We start from the raw sequence: 18,364 nt of genomic DNA on the forward strand, positions 1-18,364 counted from the left end.
CCTGCAAAAAACAGCAGTTACGCGAACAATAACACGTTGCGTTTATTGGACTGTGAACAGTAACCCCCTGATCATTTTCCTTACTAATTTTTCTAAATACTTGATGAACTATAGACAGTCTTGTTGTATAATAAATTATAACAGGAGCAGTATCCTGAAATATATTTCAATTATGGGAGGTTATCATGAAATACTATGTAGATGCAAATGCTGTGAAAGACGGCAATGGTTCAATTGAAAGACCATTCCGTCGGATCAGCGAAGCCGCGAAGCTGGCCCTTCCCGGTGATGAGGTGCTGGTAGCACCGGGGGTTTACCGGGAATATGTAGATCCGGTTCATGCCGGTACTGAAGATGCCCGTATCACCTATTCTAGTACTACACCTCTTGGTGCTGTGATTACCGGCGCGGAACAGATAAAAACCTGGCAGCCTTACAAAGAAAATGTCTGGGTATGCCGGATCGCAAACAGTGTTTTCGGTGAATACAATCCTTATACAACTTTAGTATATGGAGACTGGTATTTCGCAACACCGAATAAACATACCGGCTGTGTTTATTTAAATGACAAGGCATTGTATGAAGCCACAACTTTAGAAGAGTGTATTAAAGGCGATATTTATGAATGCAGCTGGGTACCGGAAGAATCTGTTTATAAGTGGTATACCGAACAGGATACAGATTCTGATAAAACGATTATTTATGCCAATTTCCAGGGTCAAGATCCAAATGAGAAAAATGTAGAAATTAATGTCCGTCGCAGGTGTTTTATGCCTTCTATAACCGGCATCGGTTATCATACGGTCAGAGGATTTAAAATTGATAAAGCTGCCACCACCTGGGCACCTCCTGCGGCTTTTCAAGATGGCATGATTGGTCCTCACTGGAGCAAAGGCTGGATTATTGAGGATTGTGAAATTTCAAACAGCAAGTGCGCCGGCATTTCTCTGGGCAAATATCTTGATCCTGACAATGATCATTACTTTACAAATAAATATGTAAAGAGTCCTACCCAGATGGAACGAGATGCGGTCTGCCGTGGCCAGTATCACGGATGGATGAAAGAAAAAATCGGCAGTCACATAGTTCGCCGTTGTAACATACACCACTGCGAACAGGGCGGCATTATTGGTCGTATGGGCGGTGTGTTTAGTACCATTGAGGACAACCATATTCACCATATTAATAATATGATGGAACTTGGCGGAGCAGAAATTGCCGGGATCAAAATGCATGCTGCCATTGATGTACTCATGCGCCGTAACCATATCCACCATTGTACCATGGGAATCTGGTGTGACTGGGAAGCACAGGGCACACGTATTACCCAGAACCTGCTGCATGATAACCAGCGGCCATCGTATACCAAAAATCTTCCGGGAAGCATGATGTCTCAGGATATATTTGTAGAAGTCAGCCATGGTCCAACACTGATTGATAACAATATCCTGCTCTCAGACGCCAGCCTTCGTTTTGCGACACAGGGCGTGGCTATGGTTCACAACCTCATCTGTGGTGCGTTAACCGACGTCGGTGGGGGAACAACTTGGCGCTATACACCATATCACATACCACACCGTACAGAAGTGATGGGCTTTATGACCTTTCTTCATGGTGACAACCGTTTCTACAACAATATCTTTGTCCAGAAATGGTCTTCGGAAGACTATATTACCTACTATGATCAAGGCTCAGGTATCAGACGGGAAAACAGACTTGTCGGTACGCACGTTTTTGATGATTATCCAACTTATGAGGAATGGATTGCGCAGTTCGATTTCTCTAATCGTCCAAACATGAGAGCTTTAGAGCCTGCTCATTCAGGTCATCTGCCAGTCTGGAGTGAGGGTAATGTATATCTAAACGGTGCCAAACCATGGAAAAATGAAGTGAACGGTCTGTTCGTTGAAAACAGTGACCAGGATCTTAAAGTAGAACTAGTGGAGAAAGATGGCTCTTATTATCTGACTACAAATATATATGATTACCTCGAGGATTTCAGCGATCGGATGATTCACACCGAAGTTCTCGGCAAAGCCTTCGAACCGGAAGCATACTTTGAAAACGCAGATGGAACACCGATACGCTTTGACGAGGACTTCTTTGGAAATCATCGTGGCATTCATGTTATCCCGGGTCCATTCGCATCATCTTCTGATAACATTAAACTATAATAACAAATAAAGCCCTATATCTAACCAATAGTTTCGTCTCTCTCTGGCATATTAATAATTAAATGCCAATATTTTTAGCAACTCCGTCGAATGGCGAGGGGCGTAAAGCCACAGGTCTAAGGTTTTACAACTATGACCGCCGAGTTGCAGCAAAGAGGTCAAAACCCGCGATGGTTTTGACCTCTTTATTTTTATATTTCTATACAACATACTTTTTTCATAACTTTCTCTCCTTTTCATGCATTCTAATTTTTGAAAAAAGAAAATCCGCGTTGTTATTCGATAGATTGGTAATGTACGGGCCGCCCACCTGGTCCGGGATTATGGTTCCAAGTCCCTCATCCCATGTCTTTCCATCGAATGATGTCTTGTAATGCACGTTGTAACCATCATCAACCCCATCTTCAAACACCACTATAAATCTGCCATCACCCATATGTGTAAATACGGGCATGCCTGGCCTTGCATACGCACGTTCACTGTCCCAAACAACAAAAATTTCTTCACCCCAGGTTGCGCCGTTATCCGTGGAAATTTTCTCTGAAATAATTTGCGAGTAGCCTGTGTTTTCCATTACATGTGTTTCATTGGCATAAAAAACCGCAAGCTCATTTTCACTAATATAGTTTAGATGTGGCTCATATACACCTTTATCCGGCCAGCCCAACTCACCTTCCTGTCCATGATTTTCATCAACGGTACTTAAAAACTTCCATCGCTTTCCTCCGTCTTCACTTTTATACACATCCACTTTGTAGGATTTCTGCCAGCGGACAGAGCGGCAGGAAAGCAGAAGTTCTTCGTTTTTTAAAACGGTAATTTGTCCGTTATCTATGTCCCGTCCTGGATCTTTTAGGGTACTGATCACTTCGACCGCAGTCATCGAAAAAAATCGGCATCAAGGTCATGTTTTTAGAACCGAGTACCTCCAAAAACTGCTCAAACCGAATTAAAAAACCCTTACGCTGATATCTCCAAACATCGAAAGGCAGCAGCATACGAACGGTATTCATACCGATGGAAGAAGCCAGGGACAGCTCTTGCTCCATATCTGCGAGCATCGTTTCAAAGTTATATTCCTGCCAGGTTTCAATTAAGTTAATACTGTTGCTTGGCACATAATTGCAACCCACTAACCATGGTTGTTTGTCGTACCAATCCCATACTTTTTGTTTTGACCATCTTTTTTTCATGAAATTTCTCCTGTCATTTATTTTATGCCCGTCATAGCGATGCCTTCAACAAAGTATTTCTGTGCAAGCAAATACGCAATAATGAGCGGTACTGCTGCCAGCACAAGCCCTGTCATAAAAAAGTTGTATTCAATGCCGTATTTTCCGGCAAAAAGAGCAATGGCTGCCTGAATGGGACGATATTTTTCAGAGCTTGTTATAATCATTGGATACAATAAATCATTCCAGTTACCCATAAATGTAAAAACGCCCAAAGTGATAAAAATAGGTTTGCATAACGGCAGCATGATTTTGAAAAAGATTCCAATCTCGCTCGCACCATCAATACGTCCTGCTTCCTCCAACTCAGCCGGAAGCGTCAGAAAAAATTGACGCATCATGAATATGCCGAAGGCATCTGCCATTTTGGGGATAACCAGTCCGGCAAAGGAGTCATATAACCCCATTTTATTAATCATTAAAAAGAGTGGCGTCATTGTTACCTGAAACGGAATCATCATCGTACATAATATCAGCACGAAAACCACATTGCTCCCTTTAAATTTAATACGCGCAAATGCATATCCGGCTAAGGAGTCAAACAGCAAAGAGATAGCCATTACGAGACCTGCAAAAACCAGGGAATTTTTGAAATAGCTTGCAAAGGGAACCTCAGACCAAATTGAAATATATGTATCAAATACAAATTTTTGCGGTAACAAGCTGGCGGGATTTGCCTGAATATCACCCTTTGTCTTCATGGTAGTAAAAATCATCCATATAAACGGAAATAGGGTACAAACTGCAAGCGCAATCAATACTATTTTAACTGCAATGGCTCCCACTGCTGAACTCATAGTGTTTTTATTAAGGCTTCGTTTTTTTTCAAGATAAGTTTTTGTCACAGTAATGTCCTCCTTTCTACTAGAAATTCGACTCAAATTTTTGGCTGAAACTAAAGCTAATGAGTGTTGCCACAAGAATAATTGCAAACAGCAGAAAGGCTGCTGCTGTGGCAATACCCATTTCCATTGTTTTAAATGTACGTTCATAGATGAATTGTACAATGGTCTCTGTAGTAAAAAGCGGCCCCCCCTTTGTAGTAACATACACTTGGTCAAAAACCTGAAAAGAACCTATAATAGAGGTAATAATTGTAAAGGCAATTGTAGGGGCAATGGAAGGAATGGTGATGCAAAAAAAGCTCTTCGCCTTGTTTGATCCATCTATTTCAGCCGCCTCATACAAATACTTCGGCACTCCCTGCAACGCAGCAATAAAAATAACCTTATTGAAGCCGAAGCTTTTAAATATACTGATGAGTATTACTGTCGGCATCGCCCAGGTTGTACTGTTTAGCAGATCCGGTACCTTAAATCCCCAGCCTTTTAATATTGCCGGAATAATGCCGATGTTATAGTTGAACATCATGCCAAAGGAAAGCGCAATAACAGTCATTGAGCAGACTACAGGCAGGAAATAAATCGTACGCAGGACAGCATTCAGCTTAGTAACCTTACAAACGCCGACTGCCGCCAATAAACTGACAATGTTTTGAACCGGCACCATTATCACAGCAAAATATGCGGTATTCTTGAGGCTGTTCCAGCAGTGTCGTGTCAGATAATAAAGAAGCGGCAATAGAGGTAATTGAGTATATGCTTGAAGAAGGGCACACAGATATTCTTTTGTTCACACAGCGGGAAACAAACTCCACAACCCATGAAAGACTGATGGGCTTTGAAGAAGGGTTTGTTCGTCATGGAATAAAAATCGACAAGAGCAAATGGTTTACAGCAAGCTTTCACGTGGGAGAGATAGAATTGGAACAGTCCTTAGAATCCTTTATAAAAATGCATCCAAATGCTACAGCAGGAGTGGCTATTGATACGCCGCTGGCAAGCATGGCTTATGCCTTGCTGAATCAATCTGGCAAATCAATTCCAGAACACTTTAAATTGATTTCATTTGATAACTCACGCCTTCCTTTTGTTCCCTATGTAAAGCAAGATGTCGCACGCATTTCAAAGAGAGCCATCGAAATTTTAATGTCTCAAATCGAAGGTTCCTATAAAGTGGTATCAAAAAAAATACCGGCAATCTTTATCAAAGATGTAACTTATCCATCTCCCTTTGGAATTGAAAACATATAAATGTTTTTTTGGTGCTATGTCAGGAAAAATTACAGGTTAAAACGGTCATAGTTCAGGAAATACTCAAGAAATTTCTGTTCCTCCTTTTCAAATAAATGAGTGCTTCAGATAAAGTAAAAAAAAGGACTGTGCTTTTCATTTTCAGAAAAACATAGCCCAAGTTTTTTGCTCGGCACCGGAAAGACACTTAATTTTCGATATAAAAACAAAGGTTTCAATATAATCTTGTGTATCGACGTATCTTCACGTACACTTGCTATAATCTCTTGCAGGAATTACCGGGTCGATCGTCCGATACATTTGAGAATGCTAGTTCTAGGCGTATCACGCAACATAGAGGTAGCCTCTTTTAACCCAGATTTTGCAGCACTCATGTGAGCATGAAAAGCTTCAATATTTTCCCACTCTTGGGTTGAGTAAAAAGTCCCAGGATCATTACTGTCTTCAAAGATTTCATAGCTCAGGAGTCCAGGTTTCTCCGTTGTCGCAATTGTTGTTGTAAAAGCCTTTCGTGCAACCTCTTCTTCACCTTCTTTAGCATGAATTTCAATGAATATCGTTACACTGTTGGGGTATTTGTTGTTATCGTATTTTGTATTCATATAATCTCCTTTTTTTGACTAACTTAAATTCACATGAAATATTCTCTCACTGGGAGTACGTCAATTATTTAATTCCTTTACATATTTATAATAATAATATACTTAATGTTGAGTTGCTGTGTTTATATTTACTCCTCATTGAATTTGGATAACAGCCTTTTCATAGCTTGTGTAGTTTGCTGTATGAGTTCCAAATCTTCAGCATCAAGGTTACTTAAAAAATGGGCTGAAGATTTCATTAACTCCTCAGCAGATCCCTGTATAAATTTTTCTCCTTTATCTGTAAGTCGAACCAAGTATACCCTTCTATCGTTACTGCTGTTTACACGCTCAACATAGTCCAGCTTAACAAGCTTATCAATTAAAACTGTTATATTTGGCTTTGTAACATAGAGTATTTCGCTTAAATCACTCATTGAAAGTTCTTTTCCACCCACTAACTCATGCAAAATTCTATAATGGGTTCTAACCAGCCCCGATTTATTTAGTTGCCTGTCAATAAATTTTAAAGATTTACTGTTAAATTCATTGAAAACATTTGAGAATTCTTTAATTATTACCAATAATTCAACATTTTGCACCTTAACTCCTATTTGCGTGCCTTGGTGCGCACTCAAATCAGGATGGTGTAAAATATCTTCTTCACTTTTCACCTTATTCCTCCTTTGGACGATTACTTAAAAATGTTTTAAGTATCTAGCAGTTAAATTATTTAACTGTTAACTGAGTATTATCAGATTTATTTTTGGTGTCTGTGCTCTGCCGCCGACTATCAGGGCACTGCAACACTGTACGCGTTGCAAAATACTGATGAGCACTCTCGCAAAAGATGTCGTCGAGAGTCAGCCTCACGCTGCATTTGTTCTCTTGAAAAACATGTAATAGCAACTCCTTCCATAATTAGTTAATAATCTATTATTTAAATATTTAATAGTTAAGTATTTAAGTATTAGACTAAATATAATACTAGATTTATTAAATGTCAAGATATAAATAAAATCCTTACAAAAATTTTATGATTCATTTATGATAATGTCTTAGTGTACCACAAATGATTATGTCCCAATTAGTCGTTCATATATTATAATAGAACCTCATGACTTAGAAATGAGGTGGACACAATCAGAAAGGTATTACTAACAATGGACGAAAACCAAAAGTACGAGGTCATTAAAAAACTCGTAGACACAAATGGTAATAAGAAAACAGCTGCTCTTAAAATAGGTTGTTCAGATCGACACATCAATCGCTTAATAAAGGGCTATCAAGAACAAGGTAAGTCTTTCTTTATTCATGGTAACCGAGGGCGACAGCCGGCCATTACTCTTCCTACAGATACAAAACAGTTAATCTTGGACTTATATCGTACCAAGTACAGTGACTGCAATCTGACCCATTACTCTGAACTTCTCAAAGAAAAAGAACATATCAGTGTATCTGTCAGTGCCATTACTTCTATTCTTAGAAAGGAATACATCCTTTCTCCTAAAGCAAACCGTTCTTCCAAGAAAGCGGTAAAAAAAGCACTAAAGGCTATTCAATCAAAGACTAAGTCTAAAAAGAAAGCAGCTATTATTCAAAGTTCCATCATGGATCTGGAGGATTCGCATCCTAGGCATCCTAGATGCGCGTATTTCGGTGAAATGCTTCAAATGGATGCGTCCCTACACCTTTGGTTTGGGCAATTCAAAACACAACTCCACATCGCCGTTGATGATGCCACAGGGCAGATTGTTGGCGCCTACTTTGATGAACAAGAAACATTAAATGGCTATTATCATGTTCTCTATCAGGTTCTTAGTAATTATGGCATTCCATATCAATTTTTTACTGACAACCGAACTGTATTTGAGTATAAAAAGAAGCATGAAACCTCTTTAGAGAAAGATACCTTTACTCAGTTTGGTTATGCCTGCAAACAATTAGGAATCGACATTCGTACTTCCAGCGTTGCACAAGCAAAAGGGCGGGTTGAAAGAATGTTTGGCACTCTTCAATCCCGCCTTCCTGTTGAACTCCGACTTGCGAATGTAACCAGCATTCAGCAAGCCAATCAATTTCTCCACACCTATATAAAGAAATTTAATAAGCAGTTCGCTTTACCTATTGATAGTATCAAATCTGTGTTCGAAATGCAACCAGATAGTGATAAAATCAATCTGACGTTGGCGGTATTATCTTCTAGAAAGATAGATAACGGAAGTTGCCTGAAATATCAAAATGAATACTATCTTCCTGTAAACCCTCCTATGAACCATCCTTGGAAGCAGGCATCATTTGAAAAGTACGCTAAAAGTCAATTACATAGAAAAGATGTAGCTTAACTGATATTTCGAAGTCTGTAGGTTTATTAAGGTTATCCAAATACCGACTGAGCTATGGATTTTCTCCTAAAGTACTATTTAAAACTAAGCACCAGAAATCTGGTGCTTATGTTTAAACTTTTTGAGGACATTTTCAAAAACGGTTGACAGATATAAATAAAATCCTTACAAAAATTTATGATAAATAAAATCCTTACAAAAATTTAAATAAAATCCTTACAAATATTTTATTGGGAACTGATATCTCCCTTAGTAAATCCCAATATTCCTGTTTCATCAAATTCTTCCATTTAATCAGATTATAGCCAAACTATTATATGTTTTTACGACATATCCCAATTTATTATCTTACTTGCAAAATAGATATTAAATAACATTTCTGCATCATCTGCAGAGGTAACTCCCGCCTTTCAAAAGCTTTTAATATCTTCCGCACTGCAATATCCATACTCTTCTGCATATATCCACACCGGATCATCATTGACAATTCCAGTCGTATTGATCATATGAATAACACGATAACTTGCACTTGTTAAAATAATCGGATTATTCAATACTTTTCCGGCGGCATTAATCAACTCTTTGATATCTCTTGTTTTATAATACGTATCATATATTTTCAACTTTCCATTTTTAACACGTTTTGACCACTGTCACCCGCTCCTGTAAAGCGTAAAGTAGCTGTCATCGGTGGCGGACCTGGTGGAATGGAAGCAGCTCGTGTAGCAGCAATCAAAGGACATGATGTAACTTTATATGAAAAAAGCAACCGTTTGGGCGGACAGTTGATTGCTGCTTATTCCCTCCGTTCAAAACAATACTTCGTTCCTTTGTGGAATGGGAAATCCTTCAGTTATCTAAATTAGGAGTAAAAATAGTATTTGAAAAAGAAATTACAGAAGCTTCACCGGAACTTGCAAAAGCTGACCAAATCATCATCGCACTCGGTGCATAATCAGCATGTCCAAAGATACCTGGGATTACTTGATAATCGTAATCCTTTATTATTTATACTAGCTGATTATAACGTCGAAGTAAAAACGAGCAGTAAAATCATCAAAATCAAAAACGATGGAATTCTAATTAATAACAATGGTGTTTCTGAAGAGATTTCAGCTGATATGGTTATTACTGCCTTTGGTATGAAAGTTCTTAACGAATTAGCAAATAAGATTGCGAATAAATATCAAAATGCTTCTATTATTGGAGATTGTAATAAAATCGGACAAGTTGCAGGTGCTGTAAGAAATGGCTTCTTCGCAGGCTGGGCAGTTCGATAAGATTTCAAACAAAGGAGATGCATAAGCATCGTGATTAGCGTATTGTTGTTTATGCACTTGGTTCACCTTTTTTAGAGTAAGAAAATTTAGCTAACCTCGAAGCAACACGCTAAATAATAATCTACCATCCACCTCTTTGGATTCAGTAAACCGCAAGACAGATATAATTAATTAACCTGTATGCTTGCACTGTGGAGAAAATAGGACTATAGTTAAGTTGCGACCTTACATCATCAAGCGGTTATTGGTATCAATTCCTGTCTTTTTAAATGCAAACAGCAGGGTTGAGCCCTCAGATATAGCTGCTTAATATTTATATTTTGTAAGATTACAAACTATAAGAAAGAAGGAGCAATATTATGAGTGAAGAAAGAGTAGTTGAAAAAATCCGGAAGCTGACGGAAAAGAGAAAGACAGAAAAGGTTGAACAATTCCTCCATGATAAGGATATAGAAGTTGTTAAAGCAGCTATAGCAGGTCTTGGTATCATTCAGGATGAAATGGCTTTTAATCTGCTGAGCAAGCTGATAGACCATGAAAATCCAGAAATCAGAAAAGCAGCAATTGTTGCTTTTGCCAACACTGGAACAGCACAGGCCAAAACCTTTTTGCAGCTTCTTTTATCCAAAGAAACGGACACAAGCGTAAAGGAAGTAGCTTCAAAGGTATTGCAGGAATTTAAAATAAAATAGTAAGACAAAGAAACTTAAGTGCCCTAGTAGAAGCAAAACTATAATGTTGTAGCAGATCAAACGTATATGCAAATTAGGTTAGCGTGATACAAGGTGCTTGGTGTATGGTTCTAGCAAAAACATAAGTTGCTCAGTAATTTCCTGAACATTACAAGGCATGGAATTATTGATCCACCATTCCAATACTCCAATAAACCCGGAGGTCAAAAAATGAGTAGTGGCACCATTTGAAAACGCGTTATTTTCTGACTTTACACCGATAACCTCGGTTACTGTTTGCGCAATAATGGCATATAAGCGGCTACGGAAAAATCCAAATCTCTCATTGTTAAGAAGCAGCTTGTAAATGGTGAAATTTTCCTCCAAATATTCAAATATACTTTGAAATGCGCTTGGGTTTAGAGTGGTATCAGCACTATTGGCACAGTGATTTAACAGCAGCTCAACATATGTTTCAATACACTTGTCAAGTAAGTCAAATTTATCCACGTAATGAAGATAAACCGTCCCACGGTTTATGTCTGCGCGTTCGGCAATGTCATTGATGGTAATTTTCTCAAATCCTTTTTCGGCCAACAAGTCGAGGAAGGTATCCATAATCAACTGCCTTGTTTTTTTTATTCTTCTATCCACAGCGTTCTCCTCCAGATATTCAACAAATTAGCGCAATGTGTTGAGTTATCAACAGTTGGAACAATTGTAACTATTGAAATTCTCTCTACAAACAGTATACTTAGAATATCAAACACTTGTTGAAAAGTCAACAGGTGATCATTCTGGAGGATGCGTTATGAAAATATTAATTTTTGGACGCGGTGTGATAGGAACACAGTACGCCTGGGCTTTCGAAAACGTGGGTCACACTGTTGAGTTCTATGTTCGTGAAGGCAGGAAGGCACAATACGGCTCCTATGTAAACTTGGAACTATGGGATGCAAGGCAAAGCAAAAAAAACCGGATAGTCAAAGAAAAATGGCCTATTGTTATGCACGAAGAGATAAAGGAAAATCACGACTATGACCTCATTTTTATCAGCGTCAACCCCGAACAGGTATCAAGTGCGGTTAAGTACCTGGTACCCCGCGTTGGAAATGCAACAGTCCTTTTTTTCAGCAACTATTGGCAAGACCCGCAATTGGCTGTCCAGCCGATTCCGCGCAGTCAAATTGTTTATGGCTTCCCAGGTGCCGGCGGCGGGTTTGAAGGAAACAAGCTTTATGGCGGGCTTTACAAGACGGTTCAGTTTGGAACACTTGAACCCGAGCCAGCCAAAAGGGATTTAGAGGTTCGTAATCTCTTTGCTCAGGCGGGCTTCAAGATAATGGTTCAAAAGGATGTAAAAAGTTGGCTCTGGAATCACTTCGCATTCAACGCTGCAATGGAAGCAGAAGTATTAAAAAGCGGCAGTTTTGAAAAAGTAATTTCCTCACGCGAAGCGCTTGATGGATTAGGCCGGAACCTAAAAGAAATGATTCCTGTTTTGAAAGCAAAGGGCTCAAAACTTGATTTTTTGACAAAAGTGTTGAGTGGCCTGCCGCCGAAAGTCGTTAGTTTTCTTATGAGTCACGTTGTTTTTTCTCCGAGAAGCATGTCCTATGCGCTTGTGGCGCATAACCACTTTAAAGTTGGCTATGCTGTGCAGGAAGTTATTACGGAAGCCAGAAAGTACGGTATAAAGGTACCACGGCTTTACGAAGTAGAACACCTAATTACGGAACAGTGAGCAGATACAAGAAAAAAGGACAATGTTGAAAGGACCACCTGTCGTAGAATAGTAAATACGACAGGTGGTCCTGTTTTGTTATGATTTCCTGTGTCCTTCCGATGGCAGCAATGCCTTGCGGTTAAATATTTTCATTCCTTCATAGGTAGAAAAGCCGTTGGTATGGTTAAGTAGCTGACGAATGGTTACCTCTTCACCATTTTTTATAGCTCGAAACTCCGGTATGTACTTAATTACCAAGTCATCAATGTTCAAGGCTCCTGCTTCTTCTAATTACATAATTACCATTGCAGTAAAGGATTTACTGGAAGATTCGATATAAAATGCGGTTTTTTCTGTTCTCTCCTTTATTATTCAATAATTTCTGTATTCAACCAATATAAATCCGCTGCAGTCCATACCGTACCTTTAGCTGATTTTTCTACAATACCATTGGAATAAGAAGAAATTTACCTTTCAGAGCTGACTATGATTAGAATTACTTGATTGATCTAAGAATTTGTGCTATTATTGGAATAATATAGCAATTTGTAAATAAATGAGAATTCAAAATGGTATGTAATTTTAATAGTATACGTGAGAAAGAGAGGCAATATGGGTAATTTAAATAAAACACTCAAAGCATTCTCTAAAAAACATAAAATTATATTTTCAGTCATAATCTGTACGATTACTCTCATCATTTCAATGCTTTTTTTATGGGATGATAAGCCTGCAATGGGTATAGATAAGCTGATTGGTGACATAATTATTACTTTATTCTGCCTGGCGGTTATCCGCGTCATTGGAATCTGGGATGGTGCTGGTTTTCGAAAAAGTGGATTAGGGATGGGGTTAGTATTAGGTATTCCATTTCTATTTATAGGGATAGGCGGAGCAATCGTCGGTAACATTGGAGTGGATTTCAGTACTCTCGTCCCGAAATCGCCAACTATTTTTATCATCTTTACACTTAATATGTTTATGGTTGGAGTTAAGGAGGAAATCACCATACGCTCTTTCGTACTGAATAATTTATTAGGACAGGAAAATCCTACCTATCAAGGTACATTAAAAGCAGCATTCATATCAGCAGCTATTTTTGGGGCAATGCATATACCAAATATATTTTTTGTTCCGCTTATAACACTGGTAGTACAGGTTATCAATGCAACAGCGGCAGGTGTACTCTTCGCCGCAATTTTTGTCAGATGCAGGAATATCTGGTCAACGATCATCATTCATATGCTGGTAGACTGGTTTGCATTGATAATTGGGCAGTGCTTTATTGGAGGGTCATCGATCATAGGGAGAGAAATGAGTCTATCCCATGGATGCCTTTTGACCATTGCAGGATCAATGCCGCCGCTTCTCATAGCGATGTTTTTACTTAGAAGAAGCAAAATCAGTTTTACAGATAGCTCATCCTTGAAATGAGAGATCCGTGTAGTGAAGCGAAAGTCATAGAAAACCGGAGAATTATAGCTTGAATATCGAAGCGTGTTATTACTTCTATACAAAGTAATTCAATAAAAGAGCCGAACCTGATACAGATGAACTAATATCATATTTTAATCATGCAGCATTTCCCTCAATTTCACAATTCCAACCACTGCAAATGCCAACAACCCTTTTGTATTCAATTTTTCCATTACAATACGCCTTACTTTTTCTCTAAATTTTACCATAAAAATACCTGAGAAGGAGGATTTGTCATTGGCCCATGTACGCAAACCAAATGATTTGCCGGGGTTATTGGAGAGCTTCTTTATGCATCATAGCCTTAATTGTGTGCCCATTTATGCTCTTACTTTCATTGGATTGAATTCATCAACTCATAGAAATATTTGGATTCCTGAGTCTTATTAAGACTATACCAGGCATCTAATGTTTTTGATGAAAACACACCTAGCGATTTCAAGACGTGTACAGAAAATTCCAACGGAGCTATTCCAGATGCGGTGATCAATTTTCCATCAGTTACTACCGACTCCATTTTGTAATGCTTTTCGCCCGTGTAAGTGGGGCAGATCATTTTAAGGTATTCCAGATCATTGCTTGTATGCCAATGTGAATTCAACAATCCTGTCTGAGCTAGTCCCATTGTAGCACCACAAATCGCTGCAACCAATATACCCTCCTTTAAACACCTCTGGGCGATTTTTAAGATGGGTTGGTGCATTGTTTCTGTCCATGTACCTCCACCAGGTAAAATCAATGCATCAGTGCTTTCAATACTGCACTCATCCAGTTTGATGTCAGGCAGTATTTTCAATCCACCCATTGTCGTTACAGGCGTCTTTTCAATTCCAACCGTCACTATTTTTGATGGATCAAGTCCCTTTTTATAATATCTTCCCGAGTTCAGCTCGGCAGTTAAGTAACCTATTTCCCAGTCTGACATTGTATCAAACACATAAAGATATACTGTATTATTCATTTTGCATTTTCTCCTTATTATATTCATCAAGGAATACCGACCATCGGTAATCAGTGACTATCCTCATTATAAAACAGCTTCACTGACATCTGCTGTCAGTGAAGCTATTAAAGTTGATAATATTCCATTAACTCCAATGCAATAGCAGCAAGTCTTTCATTTAAACTCTGTGGTTCGATTATTTGAATGGATTTACCATAGGATAGGAGAAAATAAGGGACAAAACTATGAATTGATTCTTCCTCAAATAAAAAGATGGCTTGATTCGATGTTCGTTCTTTCAGATGATGCCCTAAAAACCAATGCATGCATAGTTCATCCAATGCCTCTGACCTGCCTTTGATAATTAAAGAAATTAACCCCTCCTTACCCACTAAATCAGGTAACAGGTTTTTCATAAAAAATTTACGGGCCGAAAAAGTTTCGGGACGTTTAAACATTATTTGAGTACACTTGATTCGTAAAATCCGATCTACCCGAAAGCTTCGTATTTCATTCCTTAAGTGGCAAAATGCAACAGTATACCATTTGTTGTTCCAGTAAACCATTCCATAGGGGTCTATCATCCTATTCTTTGGTTGCTCTTCACGGCTTGTGCGATAATCAATTTCTACCGAGAATTCCTTTTCTACAGCATGCTCCAATTCCCCCAATATCGGCTGAATGGAAGGGTTTACTATGCGGTTTATAACTTCAAGTCCGGCTAAATGATGGTTAAGTATACTTTCCTGGTCCTGATTCGAATACATTTTCAACTTTGATGTCGCATTGTCTAATGCCTCACTCAAAGGGTATCCAGCTTCTTTTGCAAAAACAGCAGCGTGAAGGAGTGCCTTTTTTTCTTCCATATCAAATAGCAGAGGTGCTCTGATAAAATTATTCAGCAGACTATACCCGCCATTATGACCTGGGTCCGATATGATAGGCACTCCACTGGCACAGAGTGCATCAATATGCCGATAAACTGTCCTTATATTTATTTCTAATTTTTGGGATATTTGTTTTGCAGTTATTTTTACGCCTGAATTCAGCATCCACAGAATTGCCAGCATATTATCGTTTTTAGCCATAACGTGAACTCCCTTCTTTTATGAAGCTCAATATTTTAAATATCTTTATTGTCTACACTACTCAATGATCGCACTAAATTATCAGCTTTACAAATCATCTGCCTCCCTCTATTCATAGAAATTTCTCCCGTTCAATCCTAACACAACACTCCATATGTATTGAGGCAGTAATGCATATTCCTGAAAGATGCATTTTGACCTTGGTGTAGACAATCGATTAACTAATACTTATAGAAAAAAAGAAACCATGCTGAACCCATATACTCTAAATTATCTCTCAACAAAGGCACTTACAGTTTCCTTCAGCTCATCACTGCTTTCATCATAAATGCTGTAACTGTCATGATGTAATGATGCTCATACTTGCAGAGATATTCGATACTATTAATTTAATGACGCTTCCCGTGTCTGTTCCATTCTCCTGCTATAAGCAGTACAATACCCACAGTTACAAATACCACAAGAATCAGCAAATATACATTGGAATTGACGGTGTCATTATTCCAGACCAATAAATCTGCATGTGGAATTGTCCAGTTTGGTACCCCATATAGTACGTAATTTATTACATCACTTATGATGGGTGCAAACACTCCAAACAGAATCAGGGAAATTCCAGCCTTGGTCAATCCAGTAAGCTTTGTATAGCGTATGAGTAGGAACAGAATCCATGGCAATATTACAGAGATTGAAGTTATTTCAAATGCCGGCTTCCAATAAGATGGCATCGAAATATAAAAGCCGCACATTACAATGACTGCATAAAGCCAGAAGGTATCCCACAGCATGATGAACAGTCCTTTTTGCTTTCTGATTGATTTTGGGAATGATATACTACCTGCAAGAAATGGCAGTAAGACTACTGACAAGCCAAATATGGTCGATACAGATGCCAGAAAAAACCAGTCTCCCCTGCTATAAATACAGGTTACCAATAGTAGTAAAATAACGCTTACACTAAAACTCAGACAAGTCCATAGTGCTTTTTTGTGTTCTGTTACCAATGGTACGACAACTAATGAGGTAACTACAAGTAACGTTGCCAATACAATAAAAAACCAGTCCAACGCATGTCCCACCACCAAATTACAGATCAGACAAACAATCACCGGAATCATCAGAATTAATCCTATTGTGATTCCAACTGTAACTGAGTGTCTGCGTTCCATTTTGGCATGCTTTTCAAGCACTCCAGACATTTCCTGGTACAATTTGTCATCCATAACTGTATTGTTGAGCTGCTCGTAGATGCTGCTGCAGTTATGACATTCTTTCAGATGTTCTTCAACCACTCTCCTGCTATTATCACTGCACACATCATCACGATATAGGGGCAATAGATCCTGTATTACCTGACAATCATATTTCATGGATTCATCATTCATAATTTTTCATCCTCTCCTTAATCTTCAGACGTGCTCTATGATACGTGACGCGAGCCCAACTATCTGTTTTAGCAAATAGCTTTCCGATCTCATAAAATCCAAGTTCACCAAATACTCTTAACTGAAAGACCTCTTTATATGGTTCCTCCATACTATGTAATATTTCATGAATTGCAAAGCTTGTATTGTTATTAACCAATAATGTTTCTATGTTTAAATTCGTCGACTGTGGCTCTGACTCCTGATATTTGCCTTGTTTTGACTGTCTACGAAATTCATCCATACATGCATTCTTAGCAATTGCACACAGCCAGGTAAATTCTCCTGATTGTTTCTGAAAGGAGGCCCTTGTCTTAAGCGCCTTATAAAAGACTTCCTGCGTAATTTCCTCGGCTTGGTCCGAATTTTTCATAACCTTCATGACATACGAATATACAGATGCATAATACATATGATACAGCTTTTCAAAATCCACGATCCATGTCCCTTTCTCCTTACATTTTTGTCATTCTCTCTGCTTCTTTTCCTTATGATTAATTAACATCCACAGAAAGCTTGATATCACCACCATCAGAATAAAATAGCAATATATACCCGTTTTATTCGGCCAAGCATCAAACAGTGCATTCCAATTGTAAATCGCACCAATGGAATTGATAAATGCATGATACAGCACACATGCAAGCGGGCTCCTCGTTGCTTTGTAAATTGCCGCTCCTATGAATGACCAGCTAAATAACATGATTGCAAAACCAAGTATACTGTCACCATAATGATTACTACTCGGCATCAGCCAGAGTGGAAGATGCCATGTAATCCATATTGACGCTGTTATTAATGTTGACAAAATAAATGGGAATTTCCGTTCCAGCTGTGGCTGTAAAAATCCACGCCAGCCAATTTCCTCTACACCGCCGCCAATGATTAGTACCGGATATGCCACAATCATCAAATACCAAGGTGAATTGTTGCGGGTACCGTACAGCAAAGCTACTACCAATACTGTAGCACAAAACAATACTAGGATTCCATACGTCTTTTTCTTATCCGGAGTCCTGACAATCAGTTTAATAAAATCTTTGATTGATTCTATCTTGTGATGACGTTTTAGTACAATGTAAGTGGCAATCATTGGCGTCGGAGTATCAATGAGCACGCCATTGATGACATAAATCACATAACCCACTGAAATTTCACCACCTGCTAACCCTGTTCTATAATACGTTTCTAATGCAAGTGCTATAACGTTTGATATAACCGAGATTAGTAGCACCCATCCAAGAAATTCCAGGATAGGTGCTTTTTCTTTATCTTTCCACATATTACAACATCTCCTTGTTTATTTTACAGGTTAGACGTTGCAGGTTTAA

The 18,364-nt window shown here is 38.6% G+C and carries 21 protein-coding genes, 1 pseudogene and 1 riboswitch; of the genes and pseudogenes, 8 read left to right on the plus strand and 14 right to left on the minus strand.

Going from position 1 to position 18,364, the window contains the following annotated elements; all coding sequences use genetic code 11:
• Positions 1–185: 185 nt before the first annotated feature.
• Entirely contained in the window at positions 186–2,174 is a 1,989-nt protein-coding gene (locus RBU59_RS06690) for a right-handed parallel beta-helix repeat-containing protein (RefSeq protein ID WP_308147107.1), read from the plus strand.
• A gap of 66 nt (positions 2,175–2,240) precedes the next feature.
• Positions 2,241–2,326, plus strand: a riboswitch (cyclic di-GMP riboswitch).
• A 65-nt stretch (positions 2,327–2,391) separates the two neighbouring features.
• Here RBU59_RS06690 and RBU59_RS06695 read toward each other — a convergent pair.
• The 4 genes from RBU59_RS06695 to RBU59_RS06710 are packed head-to-tail and all read right to left on the minus strand — an operon-like array spanning position 2,392 to position 4,915.
• Positions 2,392–3,057 carry a sialidase family protein gene (locus RBU59_RS06695; RefSeq protein WP_308147108.1) on the minus strand — a complete coding sequence of 222 codons (666 nt, stop codon included), beginning with the start codon at positions 3,055–3,057 and terminating at the stop codon, positions 2,392–2,394.
• Positions 3,002–3,367, minus strand: coding sequence for a hypothetical protein (locus RBU59_RS06700; RefSeq protein ID WP_308147109.1), 366 nt, complete (start codon positions 3,365–3,367; stop codon positions 3,002–3,004). The genes RBU59_RS06695 and RBU59_RS06700 overlap by 56 nt, the downstream gene beginning before the upstream one ends.
• Before the next feature lie 17 nt (positions 3,368–3,384).
• Complete coding sequence (locus RBU59_RS06705) at positions 3,385–4,251, minus strand: carbohydrate ABC transporter permease (RefSeq protein WP_308147110.1); 867 nt, start codon at positions 4,249–4,251, stop codon at positions 3,385–3,387.
• A 19-nt stretch (positions 4,252–4,270) separates the two neighbouring features.
• Complete coding sequence (locus RBU59_RS06710; RefSeq protein ID WP_308147111.1) at positions 4,271–4,915, minus strand: carbohydrate ABC transporter permease; 645 nt, start codon at positions 4,913–4,915, stop codon at positions 4,271–4,273.
• Positions 4,916–4,962: 47 nt separating this feature from the next.
• On the opposite strand from RBU59_RS06710, the gene RBU59_RS06715 reads away from it, so the two are divergent.
• The gene (locus RBU59_RS06715; protein WP_308147112.1) at positions 4,963–5,499 is read left to right on the plus strand and encodes a substrate-binding domain-containing protein; all 537 of its coding nucleotides are present in this window, start codon (positions 4,963–4,965) and stop codon (positions 5,497–5,499) included.
• A 275-nt stretch (positions 5,500–5,774) separates the two neighbouring features.
• Here RBU59_RS06715 and RBU59_RS06720 read toward each other — a convergent pair whose 3' ends face one another.
• Together RBU59_RS06720 and RBU59_RS06725 are read right to left on the minus strand one after the other, a co-directional pair.
• Positions 5,775–6,101 (minus strand): putative quinol monooxygenase, encoded by a 327-nt coding sequence (locus RBU59_RS06720; protein ID WP_308147113.1) that lies wholly within the window; start codon positions 6,099–6,101, stop codon positions 5,775–5,777.
• 128 nt (positions 6,102–6,229) lie between these two features.
• Positions 6,230–6,754 (minus strand): MarR family winged helix-turn-helix transcriptional regulator, encoded by a 525-nt coding sequence (locus RBU59_RS06725; RefSeq protein WP_308147114.1) that lies wholly within the window; start codon positions 6,752–6,754, stop codon positions 6,230–6,232.
• A 489-nt stretch (positions 6,755–7,243) separates the two neighbouring features.
• Here RBU59_RS06725 and RBU59_RS06730 point away from each other — a divergent pair, with 489 nt between their 5' ends.
• On the plus strand, positions 7,244–8,425 hold the full coding sequence (locus RBU59_RS06730) for an ISNCY family transposase (protein WP_308147115.1): 1,182 nt from the start codon (positions 7,244–7,246) through the stop codon (positions 8,423–8,425).
• A 410-nt stretch (positions 8,426–8,835) separates the two neighbouring features.
• On the opposite strand, the gene RBU59_RS06735 is transcribed toward RBU59_RS06730, so the two are convergent.
• Complete coding sequence (locus tag RBU59_RS06735) at positions 8,836–9,048, minus strand: hypothetical protein (protein ID WP_308147116.1); 213 nt, start codon at positions 9,046–9,048, stop codon at positions 8,836–8,838.
• 63 nt (positions 9,049–9,111) lie between these two features.
• Between RBU59_RS06735 and RBU59_RS28765 the strand changes: the two genes are divergently transcribed.
• From RBU59_RS28765 to RBU59_RS06750, 3 genes are all read left to right on the plus strand, one after another.
• On the plus strand, positions 9,112–9,291 hold the full coding sequence (locus tag RBU59_RS28765) for an FAD-dependent oxidoreductase (RefSeq protein WP_442871709.1): 180 nt from the start codon (positions 9,112–9,114) through the stop codon (positions 9,289–9,291).
• 15 nt (positions 9,292–9,306) lie between these two features.
• Complete coding sequence (locus RBU59_RS06745; protein ID WP_308147117.1) at positions 9,307–9,705, plus strand: hypothetical protein; 399 nt, start codon at positions 9,307–9,309, stop codon at positions 9,703–9,705.
• A 359-nt stretch (positions 9,706–10,064) separates the two neighbouring features.
• On the plus strand, positions 10,065–10,397 hold the full coding sequence (locus RBU59_RS06750) for a HEAT repeat domain-containing protein (protein ID WP_308147118.1): 333 nt from the start codon (positions 10,065–10,067) through the stop codon (positions 10,395–10,397).
• Between the two features lie 78 nt (positions 10,398–10,475).
• On the opposite strand, the gene RBU59_RS06755 is transcribed toward RBU59_RS06750, so the two are convergent.
• On the minus strand, positions 10,476–11,030 hold the full coding sequence (locus RBU59_RS06755; RefSeq protein ID WP_308147119.1) for a TetR/AcrR family transcriptional regulator: 555 nt from the start codon (positions 11,028–11,030) through the stop codon (positions 10,476–10,478).
• A gap of 157 nt (positions 11,031–11,187) precedes the next feature.
• Here RBU59_RS06755 and RBU59_RS06760 point away from each other — a divergent pair, with 157 nt between their 5' ends.
• On the plus strand, positions 11,188–12,120 hold the full coding sequence (locus tag RBU59_RS06760; RefSeq protein WP_308147120.1) for a ketopantoate reductase family protein: 933 nt from the start codon (positions 11,188–11,190) through the stop codon (positions 12,118–12,120).
• A 78-nt stretch (positions 12,121–12,198) separates the two neighbouring features.
• Here RBU59_RS06760 and RBU59_RS06765 read toward each other — a convergent pair.
• Positions 12,199–12,381, minus strand: a pseudogene (locus RBU59_RS06765) (serine hydrolase); the annotation flags it as partial.
• A 333-nt stretch (positions 12,382–12,714) separates the two neighbouring features.
• On the opposite strand from RBU59_RS06765, the gene RBU59_RS06770 reads away from it, so the two are divergent.
• Positions 12,715–13,536: a CPBP family intramembrane glutamic endopeptidase gene (locus RBU59_RS06770; protein WP_308147121.1), complete on the plus strand. Its 822-nt coding sequence runs from the start codon at positions 12,715–12,717 to the stop codon at positions 13,534–13,536.
• A gap of 376 nt (positions 13,537–13,912) precedes the next feature.
• Here the strand turns inward: RBU59_RS06770 and RBU59_RS06775 are convergent, their stop codons facing one another.
• The 5 genes from RBU59_RS06775 to RBU59_RS06795 all read right to left on the minus strand — a co-directional run bounded on the left by RBU59_RS06775 (position 13,913) and on the right by RBU59_RS06795 (position 18,315).
• On the minus strand, positions 13,913–14,539 hold the full coding sequence (locus tag RBU59_RS06775) for a type 1 glutamine amidotransferase family protein (RefSeq protein WP_308147122.1): 627 nt from the start codon (positions 14,537–14,539) through the stop codon (positions 13,913–13,915).
• 107 nt (positions 14,540–14,646) lie between these two features.
• Entirely contained in the window at positions 14,647–15,609 is a 963-nt protein-coding gene (locus tag RBU59_RS06780; protein ID WP_308147123.1) for a helix-turn-helix transcriptional regulator, read from the minus strand.
• 389 nt (positions 15,610–15,998) lie between these two features.
• Positions 15,999–16,994, minus strand: coding sequence for a zf-HC2 domain-containing protein (locus tag RBU59_RS06785; RefSeq protein ID WP_308147124.1), 996 nt, complete (start codon positions 16,992–16,994; stop codon positions 15,999–16,001).
• Entirely contained in the window at positions 16,987–17,469 is a 483-nt protein-coding gene (locus RBU59_RS06790; RefSeq protein WP_308147125.1) for an RNA polymerase sigma factor, read from the minus strand. The genes RBU59_RS06785 and RBU59_RS06790 overlap by 8 nt, the downstream gene beginning before the upstream one ends.
• 30 nt (positions 17,470–17,499) lie before the next feature.
• Complete coding sequence (locus RBU59_RS06795; protein ID WP_308147126.1) at positions 17,500–18,315, minus strand: CPBP family intramembrane glutamic endopeptidase; 816 nt, start codon at positions 18,313–18,315, stop codon at positions 17,500–17,502.
• Positions 18,316–18,364: the final 49 nt, after the last annotated feature.

This window comes from Anaerocolumna sp. MB42-C2, assembly GCF_030913705.1.
Classification (GTDB): Bacteria; Bacillota; Clostridia; order Lachnospirales; family Lachnospiraceae; genus Anaerocolumna.